The 16409-nt window shown below is 64.2% G+C and carries 15 protein-coding genes; 13 read left to right on the top strand and 2 right to left on the bottom strand.

The genetic code is table 11. The annotated features are described in order from the left end of the window. Nucleotides 1–6: 6 nt before the first annotated feature. The 8 genes from ACFOKF_RS13670 (at nucleotide 7) to qhpE (ending at nucleotide 9767) form a co-directional block, all read left to right on the top strand. A complete protein-coding gene (locus ACFOKF_RS13670) occupies nucleotides 7–1479 on the top strand; it encodes an agmatinase family protein (RefSeq protein ID WP_298398411.1) in 1473 nt (490 codons plus the stop codon). A 133-nt stretch (nucleotides 1480–1612) separates the two neighbouring features. After that, nucleotides 1613–3340 (top strand): quinohemoprotein amine dehydrogenase subunit alpha, encoded by a 1728-nt coding sequence (peaA, locus tag ACFOKF_RS13665; protein WP_380796272.1) that lies wholly within the window; start codon nucleotides 1613–1615, stop codon nucleotides 3338–3340. Beyond that, the gene (peaB, locus tag ACFOKF_RS13660) at nucleotides 3337–4788 is read left to right on the top strand and encodes a quinohemoprotein amine dehydrogenase maturation protein (protein WP_380796271.1); all 1452 of its coding nucleotides are present in this window, start codon (nucleotides 3337–3339) and stop codon (nucleotides 4786–4788) included. Before peaA ends, peaB begins: the two co-directional genes overlap by 4 nt. Then, entirely contained in the window at nucleotides 4785–5162 is a 378-nt protein-coding gene (qhpC, locus tag ACFOKF_RS13655; RefSeq protein ID WP_380796270.1) for a quinohemoprotein amine dehydrogenase subunit gamma, read from the top strand. Before peaB ends, qhpC begins: the two co-directional genes overlap by 4 nt. A gap of 8 nt (nucleotides 5163–5170) precedes the next feature. Continuing rightward, nucleotides 5171–6259: a YncE family protein gene (locus tag ACFOKF_RS13650; protein ID WP_380796269.1), complete on the top strand. Its 1089-nt coding sequence runs from the start codon at nucleotides 5171–5173 to the stop codon at nucleotides 6257–6259. A gap of 121 nt (nucleotides 6260–6380) precedes the next feature. After that, nucleotides 6381–7373 carry a hypothetical protein gene (locus tag ACFOKF_RS13645; protein ID WP_380796267.1) on the top strand — a complete coding sequence of 331 codons (993 nt, stop codon included), beginning with the start codon at nucleotides 6381–6383 and terminating at the stop codon, nucleotides 7371–7373. Continuing rightward, nucleotides 7370–9073, top strand: a complete 1704-nt coding sequence (locus ACFOKF_RS13640) for an ABC transporter ATP-binding protein (RefSeq protein WP_380796265.1) — start codon at nucleotides 7370–7372, stop codon at nucleotides 9071–9073. Before ACFOKF_RS13645 ends, ACFOKF_RS13640 begins: the two co-directional genes overlap by 4 nt. After that, nucleotides 9066–9767 carry a subtilisin-like serine protease QhpE gene (qhpE, locus tag ACFOKF_RS13635; RefSeq protein ID WP_380796263.1) on the top strand — a complete coding sequence of 234 codons (702 nt, stop codon included), beginning with the start codon at nucleotides 9066–9068 and terminating at the stop codon, nucleotides 9765–9767. Before ACFOKF_RS13640 ends, qhpE begins: the two co-directional genes overlap by 8 nt. On the opposite strand, the gene ACFOKF_RS13630 is transcribed toward qhpE, so the two are convergent. Further along, entirely contained in the window at nucleotides 9701–10696 is a 996-nt protein-coding gene (locus tag ACFOKF_RS13630) for a HupE/UreJ family protein (protein WP_380796261.1), read from the bottom strand. The two genes, qhpE and ACFOKF_RS13630, sit on opposite strands and share 67 nt — an antisense overlap. Then, nucleotides 10683–11450 (bottom strand): peptidyl-prolyl cis-trans isomerase, encoded by a 768-nt coding sequence (locus ACFOKF_RS13625; protein ID WP_380796260.1) that lies wholly within the window; start codon nucleotides 11448–11450, stop codon nucleotides 10683–10685. The genes ACFOKF_RS13630 and ACFOKF_RS13625 overlap by 14 nt, the downstream gene beginning before the upstream one ends. A 226-nt stretch (nucleotides 11451–11676) precedes the next feature. Here ACFOKF_RS13625 and urtA point away from each other — a divergent pair, with 226 nt between their 5' ends. The 5 genes from urtA (at nucleotide 11677) to urtE (ending at nucleotide 16404) form a co-directional block, all read left to right on the top strand. Beyond that, the gene (gene urtA, locus ACFOKF_RS13620) at nucleotides 11677–12888 is read left to right on the top strand and encodes an urea ABC transporter substrate-binding protein (RefSeq protein ID WP_380796259.1); all 1212 of its coding nucleotides are present in this window, start codon (nucleotides 11677–11679) and stop codon (nucleotides 12886–12888) included. A 139-nt stretch (nucleotides 12889–13027) separates the two neighbouring features. Then, nucleotides 13028–13915, top strand: coding sequence for an urea ABC transporter permease subunit UrtB (urtB, locus tag ACFOKF_RS13615; RefSeq protein WP_380796258.1), 888 nt, complete (start codon nucleotides 13028–13030; stop codon nucleotides 13913–13915). After that, the gene (urtC, locus tag ACFOKF_RS13610) at nucleotides 13908–14936 is read left to right on the top strand and encodes an urea ABC transporter permease subunit UrtC (protein WP_380796256.1); all 1029 of its coding nucleotides are present in this window, start codon (nucleotides 13908–13910) and stop codon (nucleotides 14934–14936) included. Before urtB ends, urtC begins: the two co-directional genes overlap by 8 nt. Further along, entirely contained in the window at nucleotides 14933–15691 is a 759-nt protein-coding gene (gene urtD, locus ACFOKF_RS13605; RefSeq protein WP_380796255.1) for an urea ABC transporter ATP-binding protein UrtD, read from the top strand. Before urtC ends, urtD begins: the two co-directional genes overlap by 4 nt. Beyond that, nucleotides 15688–16404, top strand: coding sequence for an urea ABC transporter ATP-binding subunit UrtE (urtE, locus tag ACFOKF_RS13600; RefSeq protein ID WP_380796254.1), 717 nt, complete (start codon nucleotides 15688–15690; stop codon nucleotides 16402–16404). Before urtD ends, urtE begins: the two co-directional genes overlap by 4 nt. Nucleotides 16405–16409 lie beyond the last annotated feature (5 nt).

Here is a 16409-nt window from a genome sequence, read left to right as displayed (position 1 = left end):
TGGGTCATGCCTTCGATCAACGCGATAACCGGGTGGGGTATGGCGGCGGCCGCCGCAGCCTCTGCCGTGGCGGCCGGCACCGGATTTGAAACGCCCAATCCGCCGCCGCCCATCCCGCAGGAAGATATTATGGGCGAACCCAAGCCCATCGACATTCCCGCCGATGTGCTGGCGAAGCTGAAGGACATCGCGCCGGAGAAGGTGGCGCTGATCAAGGAAGGGCGCACCGGCCGCTATGTGGAAAAGGATGCGCTGTTCGACCGCATCCGCACCATGCCGGCGGCGGAACTGACCGCCTATATCGACGCGATCGCCGCGCTGCATGCGCAGGTGGAGTATCAAGAGGGCAGGGACGCCAAGACGATCCCGCTCGATACCCGATCCGCCTGGTTCAATGCGTGGAAGGCGAAACGTCCGCTGGCTATGGACCCGAAACGCGATCCGGGACCGATGGACCTTGGCCGCTATATTGGCGGGCGGCGGGGCGGCTTTGCGACCTTTGCCGGCGCGCCGGTGGCGATGACGCCTGAAGACCTGAAGGCCGGCAAGGTCGACGTCGCCATCGTCGGCGCGCCGCTGGACATGGGATCGGGATGGCGCAACGCGATCGACGGGCCGCGCGCGCTGCGCATGACCGGCGGCGCAGGCGGCAACGACATGTACAGCATGATCAATCCGGGTTCCGTGCTGGAAATCGTGGATTATGGCGACATCGCCATCGACCAGAACAGCACCGAGCGTTCGGTGGCGCATGTGCGCGACATGGTGCGCGAAATTGCACAGGCCGGCGCGATCCCCATCGTCATTGGCGGCGACCATAGCCTGGAATATCCCAATGTCGCAGCGGCGGCGGACGTGCATGGCAAGGGCAATGTCAGCGTCGTCCATTTCGACAGCCATTATGATGTCGGCCGCAATGGCGTCCACTGGATCACCCATGGATCGCCGGTCTATCGCGTGCTGCACGAAGGGCATGTGCGGCCGCAGGACTATATTCAGGTCGGTCTGCGCGCGCGTGGTCCCGATCTCGAAACCTTTGGCTGGATGCGCAACAAGGGCATGCGTTACCACACCATGGTCGAGGTGGAGAAGCATGGCTGGGACAAGGTGATGGAGCGCGCCATCGCCGAAGCGCGCCAGAACGCCAAGAAGCTGTGGATCAGCTTCGACGTCGATGTGCTTGATCCGGCCTTCATGCCCGGCACCGGCACGCCGGTTCCCGGCGGCCTGACCATGCGGGAGGCGCAGCCCATCATGCGCCGGCTGTGCGCTGAAAACGACATTGCCGGCATCGATATAGTCGAGGTCGCGCCTTATCTGGACACCAGTTACAAGACGGCGCTCAACAGCAATTATCTGCTGAACGCCTGCCTGACCGGCATCGCCATGCGCAAGAAGGGGCTGCCGCCGCGCTACTGGAACCCGGTGTCATCCGAACATGGCATCGACGATTATTACGGCGAAAAGAAAAAATCCTGACGGACGTCAAGATTTCCATGGCGGATTGCCATGGGGCCATACGTCATTTGGGCAATGGCGCCAGACGAGCGCCTGCCTAGGCTTTCGATACGCACCCAAGGCAAAATGCCGGGCGCCAAGGGGGACATAAAGGGTGAAGCGGCTTCCCGTCACGAAATTGGGCCTGCTGGCGCTGTTTTCTGCGTCGGTCGTGTTCGCGCAGGGCGATAATGGCCCGGATGGCGCGGCGATGAAGGAGGCGGAAGCCGGCATCCCGGTCGCCGATCCTTTGGTCAGGGAAAAGTGCGGCGCGTGCCACACTGGCGACGACAAGGGCAATCTCTCGCGCATCAGCTGGGTCCGCACTACGCCGGAGGGCTGGGCGCAGGCGATCAAGCGGATGGTGCGTTTGAATGGCCTGTCGATCACGCCGGAGGAAAGCCGGGCGATCGTCAAGTCTCTCGCCTCGTCCCACGGCCTTGCGCCGGAGGAAGCCCGGCCGGTCATGTATCTGCCCGAAAAGCGGATCATCGACGAAGTGCTGCCCAATGATACGATGCGCGGCGCCTGCGCCAGCTGTCATGCCTATGCGCAGCCTTTGTCCTGGCGGCGATCGAAGCTGGAATGGAAGACGTTGCAGGATCTGCATGTCGCCCTCTATTCGCAGGCTGACGCCCAGTATCGCCGTCCGGCCGAAGATAGCGAGCAGCCCGTCGGGCGCGACCCCAAGGACAAGCTGACGCGCGGCGAATATGCGCTGACCTATCTGCCCAAGGTGGCGGGGCTGCATACGCCCGAATGGGCTGCCTGGAGCGCGCGCCAGCGCAATCCGCGCCTCGCCGGGGAGTGGCTGGTGGTCGCATCGGTGCCGGGCAAGGGCAAGTTTGTGGGCGAACTGACGGTCGCGCCGGGCAAGGCCGCCGATGAGTTCACGACCAGCACGACATTACGGTCGCTGGCGGATGGCGGCACGATCAGCCGCACCGGCGCGGGCATCGTCTATGCCGGCTATAGCTGGCGCGGATCGTCCAGGGGCGGGGCGGCCGCCGCCAAGCCTGACGATCTGGGCAGCGCCGTGCGGGAAACCATGTGGTTCGCACCCGACCAGCAGAGCGCGCAAGGCCGCTGGTTCTGGGGTGAATATCAGGAATTCGGCTATGATGTGAAGCTGGTCCGGGCGACCGCCGCGCCGACCATCCTGGCGGTCACGCCGGGGCCGGTGAAGGCCGGGACGAAGGGGGTGCAGCTCCGCATTCTGGGCAACAACCTGCCCGCTGCGCCGGCTGCTGCCGATATTGATCTGGGCGCGGGCGTCACCGTGACCAGGATCGTGTCGGCCAGCCCGAAGGAACTGGTCGTGACCGCCGATGTCGCACCCGCCGCGCCATCGGGCCAGCGCGACGTCGCATTGGCCGGCGCCGTGCTGGAGCAGGCTTTCCCGGTTTATCGCAATATCGACTATATCAAGGCGACGCCGGAAACTGCGCTGGCCCGGCTTGGTGGCATCAAGTTCGCAAAGGGCTATCAGCAGTTCGAGGCGATCGGCTATGACAATGGCCTCGACGGCAAGCCCAATACGGGCGACGATGTGGCGCTGGGTCCGATCGCGGCCGACTGGGCGATGCAGGAATTCATGACCGTCTCTTATGATGACGACATGAAATATGTGGGCGCGCTCAGCCCTACCGCCTTCTTCACGCCGGGCGAGGAAGGGCCGAACCCGGCCCGTCGTTTCGCGCGCAACAATTATGGCGAGGTCTGGGCGGTCGCCACGGCGAAGAGCGCGAAGGACAAGTTCGGCAAGCCCTTGAGCGCCCGCGCCTATCTGGTCGTCACCGTCCCCATGTATCAGCGCTTCGATCAGCCGGAGGTATCGCGATGACCGTGATGCAGGCCCCGCCCGCCTATGCCCGGGCGGAATATCATGGCTTTGAAGCGGGCGGCAGTCAGTTCGTCTATCTGGTGAGCGCCGGTGCGATCTTCGAAATTGATGCCGATGTGCAGGCAGTCCTGTCCCGACTGGACGGGCAGGAACTGACCCACGCCGCGCTGATCCGCGAACTGGTGGCCGACGGGCGCGAACCCGCCGATGCCGAAGCGCTGGTGCGGGAATTGCGCGCCGCGCGACTGATCCAGCTAGGCGTTGCCGCCCCGGTCATGCCATCGGCCCCGCCCGCCGATTTCCCGCTTCAGGCTTTGGTGCTGAACGTCACCAACCAGTGCAATCTCGCCTGCACCTATTGCTATGAATTCGGCGCGGACAAGATCGCCACGCCGGCGGGCAAACCCAAATATATGACGCTGGAAACGGCGAAGGCGTCGGTAGACCTGTTGATCGCCGAAGCGGTCGGGCGCAAGGCGGTGCATATCACCTTCTTCGGCGGCGAAACGCTGATGAACTTCCGCCTGCTGCGCGATGTGGTGGACTATGCCAACGAAGCGACGGCGGCAGCGGGGAAGGGTATCACCTACAGCCTGACCACCAACGCAACGCTGCTGACGCCAGAGATCGTCACCTTCCTGTCGGACAACCGGATCGGCGTCACCGTATCGATGGACGGCCCGCCGGAAGTGCAGGACAAGCATCGCGTCTATAAAAATGGCAAGGGCAGCTATGCGGTGATCGAACCGCGTCTGCGCACCCTGATCGCCCACCACAAGACCCGCGCTATCACCGCCCGCGTGACGCTGACCGAAGGTGTGACGGACGTGGTGCGCATCTTCCGCCATCTGAAGGACGACCTTGGCTTCCACGAAGTCGGCTTCGCGCCGGTGACGACGGGGGAGGAGCGCGCTTATTCGCTGGACGCCAATGGCATGGACAGCGTGCTGACGCAGTTTACCGCGCTGGCCGACGAATGGCTGGACTATGCGCTGCGCGGGCAGGTCCATGGCTTCACCAATGTCAGCGAAACGATCAGCGAGCTGATTTCGGGCGTCAACAAATCGCATCCCTGCGGTGCGGGACTGGGGCTGATGGGCGTCAGCCCGTCGGGCGACCTGTCCCCCTGCCACCGCTTTACCGATGCTGACACGCACACGATGGGGCATGTGTCGAGCGGCATCGACCGCGCCAAACAGGGCGAATTCCTGTCGAAGGGCCATGTCGAGGCGAAATATGATTGCCAAAGCTGCTGGGCGCGGCCGCTGTGCGCGGGCGGATGCCATCATGAGGCGTTCGTGCGCTATGGCGATACTGGCCATGCGAACCTCCATTATTGCGACTGGATACGGCAATGGACCGACACCTGCCTGCGCATTTATGGCGTGCTGGCCGTGAAAAATCCCGGCTTCCTCGAACGCTTCGCTGAACGAAAGGGCCTGTCATGAAGCATCTTCGTGCCATTAATAAAAAGGCGCAGGCGATCGGCGAAGCGGTGACGCAGATCGAGGCCGCCGTCACTCAAGCGCCTGCCGAAGGCAATGCTGCGGATATGGAGGAGGATGTCGTCGCCCTCCAGCAACAACCCCGTCCGCATGTGCCGATGGGCTGCACCCTGTCCTTCTCTCCGGGCTGGGAAGTGGATGCCGGCGGCGGCACGGCGGGCCTGTGCCAGCCGGTCGAGCGTGACATTTACGACTGCTACGTCACCTGTTTCTGGCCCGTCCAGGTGCCCGACCATGTGAATTATTCGCCCGACTGGGCCAGCAACTGCGCCACGGCCACCAAGGACTGGCGCAACCTCGACCTCGTTTTCCCGTGAGGCGCGCCATGAAAATTCGCACCCTTCTCGCCGCCGGACTGGCTACGCTCGCCACCTTGCCGGCTGCCGCCTCCACCCTGTTCATGGGCAGCTATCCCGACCAGTTGCTGATCTTTGACGAAGGCAAGGCGGCGGTGACGGGCAAGCTGAAGCTCGACACCGGCCTGCCGACGTCGATGATCCTATCGGATGACGGCAAGCGCATTTATGTGACCACCATCACGACCAGCGGGATCGAGGTGGTCGATACCGCGACGCGCAAGATCATCAACAAGTTCAGCCTGAACGATGGCACGACGCGCTATCGTTTCTGGGGTGGGGCGGTGGATCCGGCGGGCCGCTATTTCTACACGGTCATCACCCGTTTCGACAAGGAAGTGGACCGCTACAAGGTCAGCAAGCCCATGTATGGCGTGATCGACCTGAAGCTGCAAAAGGTCGTGCGCACGGCGGAGATCGACAAGGAAGACGAGAAATCGGGTGGCGGCTATCGCGCCGCCTATAAAGTCTCGCCGGACGGCAAATATCTCTACATGTTCGGGGAGAAGATCCTGATCATGAATCTTGCCGACTTGAAGGTGGTGGACCGCATCGACCTGGCCAAGCCCGAGGGCACGGGCCTGGAAAATGTCGGCTTTGGCGGCGCGATCGACAATATGCGCACGCCCGGCCAGTTCATATCGCTGTTCAACGCGGCCGACCCCTATATCCATAACAAGATGTTCGGCGTCGCCCGCTTCGACCTTAACACGCGGCAATTCGCTTTCACCCCCATCGGTCCCGCGCCGGCGGCGATGGCGGGGCTGGAACTGACGCCGGATGGCAAGCAAGCCTATACCGTCGTCACCAACGGGACGCTGGGCGCCAAGCGCTGCGAATTCTGGCACATGGACATGACCACCAATGAAGTGGTCGATAAGGCCGAGTTTCCCTGCCGCTCCCGCTTCCGCTTCGGCATGTCGATGGACGGCAAGAAGCTCTACATCTACGGCGCCAGTTACGACATCGAAGTCTATGACGCCAAGACGCTGAAGCTGGAAACCAACTGGGATTTGGGCAACGACACCACCGGCGCGGGCATGGTCGCGGTGGAGTGAGAAGGTTGGACGTGCCATTTCCCTTGTTCCGTTCGCTTCGAGCGAAGTCGAGAAGCGGCAAGCACTGCGCGAGCGTTTCTCGACTTCGCTCGAAACGAACGGGCGTGGGTAGCCAAGGCAAATGAAAATAATCGCCATCCGGGGCAGCGGGATCGCCGCCAGTGGGTGCGCACATATACTGACAGGCGCGGGCCTTCGGGTCGCAATCGAGGAAGTCCGCCGCCCGTCCGTGCCGACGATCATGCTGAGCGATCCTGCCGTGGGGTTGATGCGCAGTGTGTTCGATCGGCCGGACCTGTTTTGCGACCACCCGCAGGTGCGTCGTCGGCTGGTCGCCTGGGGCGGGCCGCCGGTCATGGTGCGGCACGGTGCGGTCCTGACATCGGAAGATCAGGTGCAGGCGGTGCTGCCGGTTGTCGCAAATGCGCCCGTCATGCCAGCCGATTTCACCATTCACACCGCATCGCCCCTGCCGCAGGGGGGCATGCGCATATTTGGCGATCGCCATGCCGTGGCGATGAAGGTGAAACTGCGCGACCGGCGTTCCGCAGAGGAGGCCATGATCGAGGCGGTGGCGGGGGGCTGGCTCTATCTGGTCCCGGCCGAAGCGGGGATGGGCTGGCTGCTGGGCGTGGGTGGTTCGATCGACAATTTGCTGGGGCAAAGCGCCCTGATCGCGCCGGTGGTGGATGCAGCAGGGGGAGAGGCCGCGCCCTTTCTGGCCGCGCCGAGACTGCATATGCCTTTGCATGGCGATGACTGGCTGGCCTGCGGCACTGCGGCGCTGGGCTTCGATCCGATTTGCGGCGACGGCACGGCGCAATCGGTGCGCGAAGCGATATTGGCGGCGGCGGTCGTCACCGCGATAGCCGAGGGCGGTGATCGCGCGGCGTTGCTCAGCCATTATCAATCCATGCTGATCGCGGCGATGCGCCGTCATCTGCTGCTGTGCGCGCAATTCTACGCCAATGGCGGGCAGGGGGAGTGGTGGCGCGCGCAGCATGACGCGCTGGTGGAAGGGCATGGCTGGTGCACGGCGCTGCTCGCCAAGATGCCCGAACCGCGCTTCCTGCTCGATGGTTTCCGTCTGGCGCCGCGGCAGGCGGCGGCATGATTCCTCCAGCCCCGCCGCCCGTTGCCGATTGGCGCACCTATCGCCGCCTGACGCCCTATCTGAAGCCCTATCGCGGCGCGCTGCTGGTTGTGCTGGCGATCAGCCTGTTGTCGACCATGCTGGGGCTGGCGCAACCCTATCTTTCCAAGCTGATGATCGATCAGGCGCTGCTGAAACGCGACATGGGCGCGCTGTTCGAAATTGCCGGCGTGATGATCGGCGTCACCATCGCGGGCTTTGCGGTCAACATCCTCGCCAGCTATCGCTATGTCGCCCTGTCTGCGGCGATGCTCTATGATATTCGCACCGCGCTGCTGCGCCATCTCCAGACATTGTCGCCGCGCTTCTATGGCAGTTTTCGGCTCGGCGACCTTGTGTCCAGAATGAACAGCGACGTCAGCGATGTGCAGCGGATCGCATCCGACACATTGCTTTCGGTGGTCAGCAACCTGCTCTTCTTCGTCGGTTGCGTCGCGATGATGCTGTGGCTCGACTGGCGGCTATTTCTGGTGAGCGTGGTGCTGGTGCCGGCCAGCCTTGCGACCTTTTCCTATTATCAGCGCCGCCTGACCGCCCTGACCCGCGACATGCGGGAGCGGGGCGCGGATCTGGGCAGTCTGCTGGTTGACACGGTGATGGGGATGCGCGTCATCGCGTCGCTGCGCGCGGGCGAGCATGAGGTGGCGCGCTTCAAGGCGAAGAATGACGCCTTCATCGGCGCAATGCTGAAGATGCAGGTCGCCTCCTTCATGACCGGGGCGCTGCCGGGCACGCTGATGACGGCGGCGACGTCGGCCGTCATCCTTTATGGCGGCTGGCGGATCATCGACGGGGGGATGAGCATCGGCACGCTGGTCGCCTTCATGACCTATCATATGCGGCTGCTTTCGCCGATCCAGACGTTGATGGGGCTGACGTCCGGCCTTGCGTCGGCGCGAGTGTCGCTGGGGCGCATCTTCGAATTGTTCGATACGAAGCCCGATGTGGTCGACCGGCCCGATGCGCCGCCGCTGGAGCGGGTGGGCGCATTGCGTTTCGATCGGGTGGCGATGCGTTATGATCGCGATGTGGTGCTGCGCGACATCGACATCATCATCCCGGCGGGCAGTCTGTGCGCCATCCTTGGTCCGAGCGGAGCGGGCAAATCGACCATGGCCGATCTGATGGTCCGCTATCTTGATCCCGACAGTGGGCGCATAACGATCGATGGTCGCGATCTGCGCGATTGCCGGCTGGACGATCTGCGGCGCGAGATCATCCTGGTCGATCAGGCACCCTATCTGTTCAACGATACGATCGCCGCCAATATCGGCTTTGCCTTGCCGGAGGTTGCGCCCGAAGCGATTGCAGATGCGGCGCATGCCGCCGGGCTGGATGGCTTCATCGCGCGCCTGCCCGATGGGCTGGAGACGCGCGCCGGGGAGCGGGGCGCAGCGCTGTCCGCCGGGGAGCGGCAGAGGATCGTGCTGGCCCGCGCTTTGCTGCGCAAACCCGGCATCCTGATTCTGGACGAACCCACATCCGCGCTGGACGGCGACACCGAAGCACTGGTCGCCGGCCGCCTGCGTGATGCGCTGCCCGACGCCACGATCATCGTCATCACCCACAAGCCGGCGCTGGCCGACATGGCCGATCATGTCATTCGACTGGAGGAGGGGCGGGCAATAATGACCGCGCGGGTCGAGCCGGTTCATGCCTGATCCCGTCCGTATCGCCATCATCGACAGCGGCGTTCATCCCGATCACCCGCATATCAATGCGGAGCGTTTATTGCCCGGCTTTTCGATTGCGAAGGATGGTGCGAACAACGAGTTGGACAGTTTGGACGCATTGGGTCACGGCACCGCCGTCACCGCCGCCATTCAGGATCAGGCGCCCGATGCGCTATGCCTGCCGATCCGGGTCTTTCAGGATTCGCTGCGGACGACGGCGCGGGCTTTGGTATCGGCAATCGATTGCGCGATCGGCGCGCGGGTCGACCTCATCAACCTGAGCCTCGGCACCACAAATCCGGCGCATCATGACCTGTTCGCGGCGGCGGCCGATCGCGCGCTGGTGGCGGGCGTGCTGATCGTTGCGGCGCGGGAGGTGGATGAGACAGCTTGTTATCCCGGCAGCCTGCCCCAGGTGCTGGGCGTCTCGCTCGACTGGGATTGTCCGCGCGATCGCCATCGGCAGAGCGGCGGGCTGTACCATGCTTCCGGCCATCCCCGGCCGATCCCCGGCGTGCCGCAACAGCGCAATCTTCATGGTGTCTCTTTCGCTGTCGCCAACATGAGCGGGATCATCGCGCGCGGCGGTGCGCGCGAGATCGCCCGCTTGCGCGATCAGGCGGCGGCGAACCCGACGACCCGGTCGACCATCCAGAAGCAGCCGATCGCGCCCACGGCGTAGAGCGCCGCGACCCGCACCGGCGCGGCCAGTGACACGGCGCGCAATCCGGCCAGCAGCGCGACGATCGCGCCGACGAAGATCAATTGCCCCGCCTCCACGCCGATGTTGAAGAAGATCAGCGCGGACAACCGTTCATCCGCCTGCACGCCCAGTTCACCCAGCGCCGTGGCGAAGCCCAGCCCGTGCAGCAGGCCGAAAAGCGCGACGACCACCGCCTGTCGCCGAAAAGCGAAAAGCTGCTCGCCCCTGCCGACCAACAGCGCTTCGCGCGCCATGAAAGCGATCGACAGGGCGATGGCGGCCTCCACCGGCGGGACGGGCACCCGCACCAGATCGAAGAAGGCGAGCGCCAGCGACAGCGAGTGGCCCGCCGTAAAGGCGCTGACCAGCCAGAGCAGGTCGCGGCCGCGCGCCAGCAGCGTCAGGCACAGGACGAAGGCGAGATGATCCCAGCCCAGCCAGATATGCCACACGCCCTGCGCCAGAAATTCCGGGGCGATGACGCCGATCGGACGGGCGGTCGCGGCGGTCTCGCCAACCGGCACGGACACGCCCTGCGCGTCGCCGGTCAGGCTGCGGTCGACCTGCGCGCCCATGATGTTGGTGACGAAGCGGCCGCCATCGACCTTCCATGGCGTCTGGATCAGATCTCCGGCGGCGAAGGGGCGATCGCACGCCAGTTCGAAGGCATAATGTGCGCGGCCGCCGCCGCTCTGACGGGTCATGCCGGTCTGGCGGCAACCGTCGGGCAGGATGATCGGCGCGGGTTGCCCCACCGTTTCAGGGACGGCAGCGGTAAATTCATAGCTGTCGGGGTCTTCGCCTGCGGTCAGGGCGAAGTCGGCCGACAGGAATATGTCCGCCATGGCGGGGCAAGGCAGCAGCGCGGTGAGCGCGATCAGGAGAGCGGCGATCCTATTCCGCCACATCGAACTTCTCCCGCAGGCCGCCCAACGCCCGGTCGATCGCGGCGTTGCTGTGCGCGGTCATATAATCCTGTCGCACCTGATCCCGAATGGCGGGGAAAGGCAGGAGGGCGGAGGCGATGCGCTCGCTCCGCTTGACGAAATGCCAGCCGCGCGGGCTTTGGATCGGGCCGATCCATTGGCCTTCGGGCGCAGTCTTCAACTGGTCGACAAAGGGCTGGCCGAAAATGCCGCGCACCATCGAATCGCCATAGCGCGGGAAATTGCGCCCTTGCCAAAACTCATCGCTGGCGATGTTGTCCCCGGCGTTGAGCCGGGCCAGCAGCAGGGCGGCGTCGGTCGGTTTCTGCTGGCGATACAGTTGGATGAAGCTAGTGCGCGGTTCGGCGCGATAGAGGTCCAGATGGCTGGCATAATGATCGACCAGCTGCTCTTCGGTCGGTTCGGGCGGCGCGCCGGCGATGAGGTAGCGGACCTTGTCGACCAGCCGTTTGCGGGTTTCGCCGTCGGTCAGGTGCATGTTGCGGTCGATCGCCTCGCGGAACAGCAATTCCTCGGCGATATAGTCGGCCTTCAGCTTCGCGCGGTCGGCATCGGTCGCCTTGCGCCCGGCCAGCAGTTCGAAATCGGCGAGTTGCGCCTGCTCGATTTCCGGCGTGAAGATGATCGGCGGTTTTTCAAAATATTGGACGATGCGATAGCCGCCGAACAGCGCGACGCCGGCCAGCAGAAAGGCGAACAGCGGATCGCGCATCATCCGCCCCGCTATGGCAAGCGGGGGCTGTCGCCTGCCCGAAGCGCTTCTATTCACCGCCGCCTGATCCATGATGTCCGCCCCGTTGCCCATGGCGCATTTTTACCGGGAGCCGGCGCGCAACAGCCTACGTCAAATGACGCATACGGCGGTTTGCCGGCTTTCCATAGCCTTTGGACGACAATTGCTGCGTCGCCGCATCGGGCGCCGCCAGGGAGATTTTCGCCATATGATCCGTTCCAGGCTGCTTCTGCTCGCCACTTCCGCCTGCGCCCTAACGCTGACCGCCTGTTCGGGTGGCGGCCGTTCGAATGCGCCGACGGGCGACAGCGTTTCGGTGGGCGTGCTGCAATCGCTGACCGGTACGATGGCGATCAGCGAGATCACGGTGAAAAATGCCGAGATGCTGGCGATCGAGGAGATCAACGCGGCCGGCGGCGTGATGGGGAAAAAGATCAACGCGCTGGTCGAAGATGGCGCATCCGATCCGTCCACCTTTGCACAAAAGGCGTCGAAGCTGATCGAAAGCGACGGTGCGGTGACGGTGTTCGGCGGCTGGACCTCGGCCAGCCGCAAGGCGATGCTGCCGGTGTTCGAGCGGACCAAGAACCTGCTCTGGTATCCGGTCCAGTTCGAAGGCAATGAATGTTCGCCCAACATCATGTATTCGGGCGCCCAGCCCAACCAGCAGGCGCTGCCCGCGCTGGAATGGGCCGTGGCGCAGGGGCATAAGAGCTATTTTCTGGTCGGGTCCGACTATGTCTATCCCCGCACCGCCAACCTGATCCTGAAAAAGCATATCGAAAAGGGCGGCATGCAGGTGCTGGGCGAAGCCTATGTGCCGCTGGGCGGGACCGACTTTTCCGGCGTGATTGCCAAGATCGCGCAAGCCAAGCCGGCGATGATCATCAATACGCTGAACGGCGACAGCAACGTCGCCTTCTTCAAGCAGTTGCAGGCCGCCGGCATTAGCACGAAGACGATGCCGGTCATGTCCTTCTCCATCGGCGAACAGGAAGCCAAGGCGATGGGCGCGGCGCTGGTCGAGGGCAGCTATGCCGCCTGGAATTATTTCCAGAGCCTGCCCGGCGACGCGAACGCCAAGTTCATCGCCGCCTATCAGGCCAAGTTCGGCAAGGACGCCGCGATCACCGACCCGATGGTCCATGGCTATCTGGACGTTTATGCGTGGAAGGCCGCGGTGGAAAAGGCCAAGAGTTTCGATCCCGAAGCCGTCCGCAAGGCAGCCGTCACGCTGGGCGGGTTCGACACGCCGATGGGCAAGGTCAGCTTCGCGGCGAACCATAGCCTGACCCAGAAAGCCTATATCGGCAAGCTGAAGGCCGATGGCCAGTTCGAGATCATCGCCGACAGCGGCAAGGATTTGGCGCCTGAGCCTTATGATGCGCTCGCCTTCCCCGGCAAGACTTGCAAGCTTTGAGTAACTTGGCGTGAGATATCCTATTCTTCTCCCCTCACTTCCAGGGAGGGGTCGGGGGTGGGTAGCGAGCGTAGCGAGCCTCCTGCGGAGGCCACCCACCCCTAACCCCTCCCTTGAAAGGGAGGGGGACAGGTAGATCATGGACGCTCTTTTCCTCAACCAGCTGTTCAACGGCGCTTCGCTGGCTTCGCTTTATCTGCTGGCGGCGTTGGGGCTGGCTTTGTCCTTCGGCCTGATGCGCGTCATCAACATGGCGCATGGCGAAATGCTGATGCTGGGCGGCTATCTCGCCTGGATGACATTGCTGTTCGTGCCGGGTGCGCTGGGCATCATCCTGGCCATTCCGGTCGCCTTCATCGGGGCGGCGGCGATGGGCGGATTGATCCAGTCCACCCTGATCCGTCGCCTGTCCGCCCGGCCGCTCGACACGTTGCTGGCGACCTGGGGCGTCAGCCTGATCCTGCAACAGGGCGCCCGCGACCTGTTCGGCGCGATCGGCGTGGAGGTGCGCGCGCCCGAATGGCTGACGGGCAGCTTCATGATTGCTGGCGTCACTTTGCCGTCCGCGCGGCTCTTCATCATCCTGATTGCTGCGCTGGTGCTGGGCGGGCTTACGCTGTTGTTGCTCAAGACGCGGATCGGCCTGCTGGTGCGCGCCGTCAATCAGGATCGGATGATGGCGTCAGCCGTGGGCATCGATGTCAAGCGCGTGGACTTCACCGTTTTCTGCCTTGGCTCCGGCGTCGCGGGGCTGGCGGGCGTCATGCTGGCGCTGCTTGGCCCGGTGACGCCCAATGTCGGGCAAAGCTATATCATCCCGGCCTTTCTGGTCGTGGTGATGGGCGGTCTTGGCAGCATTGTCGGCACTACGGCATCGGCGATCATCCTGGGCCTGTTCGCCGCGCTGGCGCAGATTTTCGTCGATGTGAGCGTAGCGCAGATGCTGCTGCTGGTCTTCGTCATCCTCTTCATCCAGGTCCGCCCGCAAGGCGTGATCGCCGTCAAGAGCCGTCAGCTCGATGCCTGATCTGTCCCGCCTGAACCCCCTTAAGCCCTTCCTGCCATGGGTGCTGCTGGCGCTTGGCGTCGCCGCGCCCTTCGCGCTGTCGGCCTATGATCTCAATCTGCTCGCCCGCTTCATGGCGATGGGCATATTGGCGCTGGGCCTCGTCCTCATCTGGGGCCATGGCGGCATATTGAGCCTGGGGCAGGGCGTGTTCTTCGGCCTTGGCGGCTATGCCATCGCCCTGCATATGAAGCTGGCGGATTTGCCAGAGGGCGAGATTCCCGACTTCATGGTATGGAGCGGCCGCGAGAGCCTGCCCTTCTGGTGGGAGCCGTTCGCCAGCCCGGCCTTCACCATCGCGGCGATCCTGATCGTGCCGACGCTGGTGGGGGCGCTCTTTTCCTGGGCGGTGTTCCATCGCCGGGTCGGGGGCACCTATTTCGCGCTGATCACGCAGGCGCTGGCGCTGGCTTTCTCCACCCTGATCATCAGCCGGCAGGACGTGACCGGGGGCTTTAACGGCCTTACCGATTTCTATTCCATCTTCGGCATTGGCCTTGCCAGCCCTGGCACCGGCAGCATGCTTTACTGGGTGACGCTGGCGATTTTGTGCGCGGCGTTCGTCGGCCTGCGCTGGCTGCTCGCCTCGCGCTTCGGCATATTGCTGCGGGCTGCGCGCGATGGCGAGAACCGCGTGCGCTTCCTTGGCTATAGCCCCACGCCCTTCAAGGTCGTCGCCTTCGCCATCGCCGCGATGCTGGCAGGGATAAGCGGGGCGCTCTTCACCCTGCATGCCGGGGTCGTTTCGCCCGCGCTGATCGGCGTCGTCCCCTCGATCGAGATGGTGGTCTGGGTCGCGATCGGTGGGCGCTACAGTCTGGCGGGGGCGATCGTCGGTGCGTTGCTCGTCAACCTGGCCCGCGACGCGGTGTCCAGCGCCTTCCCGGAATTGTGGCTTTATCTCATGGGCGCGCTCTTCATCTTCGTCGTCACCCTGCTGCCGCGTGGCCTTGCCGGCCTGACCAAGGGGAAGGCAGCATGAGCGGCTCTGCGGTTTCGGACCTGCTGCTCAGCGTCGATGGCGTGACCATCGATTATAGCGGCTTCAAGGCGCTCGACAATTTCAGCATGACTCTCAATCGCGGCGAGACGCGCGTGGTGATCGGCCCCAATGGCGCGGGCAAATCGACGCTGTGCGATACGATCATCGGCCGCGTCCGCCCCAGCGAAGGGCGCGTGATCTTCAAGGGCGAGGAGATACAGCGGCTGCCCGAACAGCAGATCGTCGCACGCGGCATCTGTCGGAAATTTCAGGCGCCCGGCGTGCTGCCCAGCTTGAGCGTGCGCGATAATCTGGCGCTCGCCGCGCGGCGCGACCGGCGCTGGTGGAAGAGTTTCGGCACCGGCATCCCGGCGGACGAGACGCTGGCGATCGAGGAGGCGCTGGACAGCGTGGGCCTGACCCATCGCGCCATGGTGGAGGCGGGGACGCTGGCCCATGGCGAGAAGCAATGGCTGGAAATCGCGATGGTGATGGCGACCGGCGCGGAACTGTTGCTGCTGGACGAGCCGACCGCAGGGATGGGACCGGCCGAAACCAGCCGCACCGCGCAACTGATCCATGGGCTGGGCTCAAGCCGCACCGTGCTGGTGATCGATCATGACATGAGCTTTGTCGAACAACTCGCCGCCCCCGTCACCGTCATGCATCAGGGCAAATTCCTGAAGCAGGGCAGCATTGCCGATGTGCGCGCCGACCCGGAAGTCGCCGCCGTCTATCTGGGCCACACCGCATGAGCGCGCCGCTGATCGAAATTTCCGCCCTGTCGAGCGCCTACGGCCAGAGCCAGGTGCTGTGGGACGTCGAGCTTAGCCTTGAGCGCGGGCAGGTGATGGCGCTGATCGGCCGCAACGGCGTGGGCAAGACGACATTGCTGCATGCGATCATGGGCACGCGCCCGGCGACGGGTGGGATGATCCGGTTCGACGGGCAGGACATCAGCAAACTGCCCGCGCATAAAAGAGCGCGCGCGGGCGTTGGCTTCGTGCCGCAGGGGCGGCATGTCTTCCCGCACCTGACTGTGATGGAAAATCTGGAAACGGGCCTGTCGGCGCTGGCGGGGCGGGGGAAGGGCGCGGCGAAAGTGCCGCAGCATATCTTCGATCTGTTCCCCAAGCTCTGGGACATTCGCACGCGGGCCGCCGGTTTCCTGTCGGGCGGTGAGCAACAGCAACTGGCCATCGGTCGCGCTCTGGCAGGGGAGCCGAGCCTGCTGCTGCTGGACGAACCGACCGAGGGCATCCAGCCCAATGTCGTGCAGCAGATCGAGGCGGCGCTGGTCCATGTTCGCGACGAACTGGGCATGACGGTGCTGGTGGTCGAGCAATATCTCGACTTCGTCTGGCGCTTTGCCGACCGTTACAGCGCGATGCAGAATGGCCGGATCATCCGGCAGGGCAATATCGCGGACGAAAGCGCGAAGGATGTCGCGCATCTCGTCCAGATTTAGCGGCG

The organism is Sphingobium rhizovicinum, from assembly GCF_042647625.1.
GTDB classification, from domain to species: Bacteria; Pseudomonadota; Alphaproteobacteria; order Sphingomonadales; family Sphingomonadaceae; genus Sphingobium; species Sphingobium rhizovicinum.
Note: the sequence above shows the minus strand (reverse complement) of the source record. Positions and strands in the feature narration are given on the sequence as shown.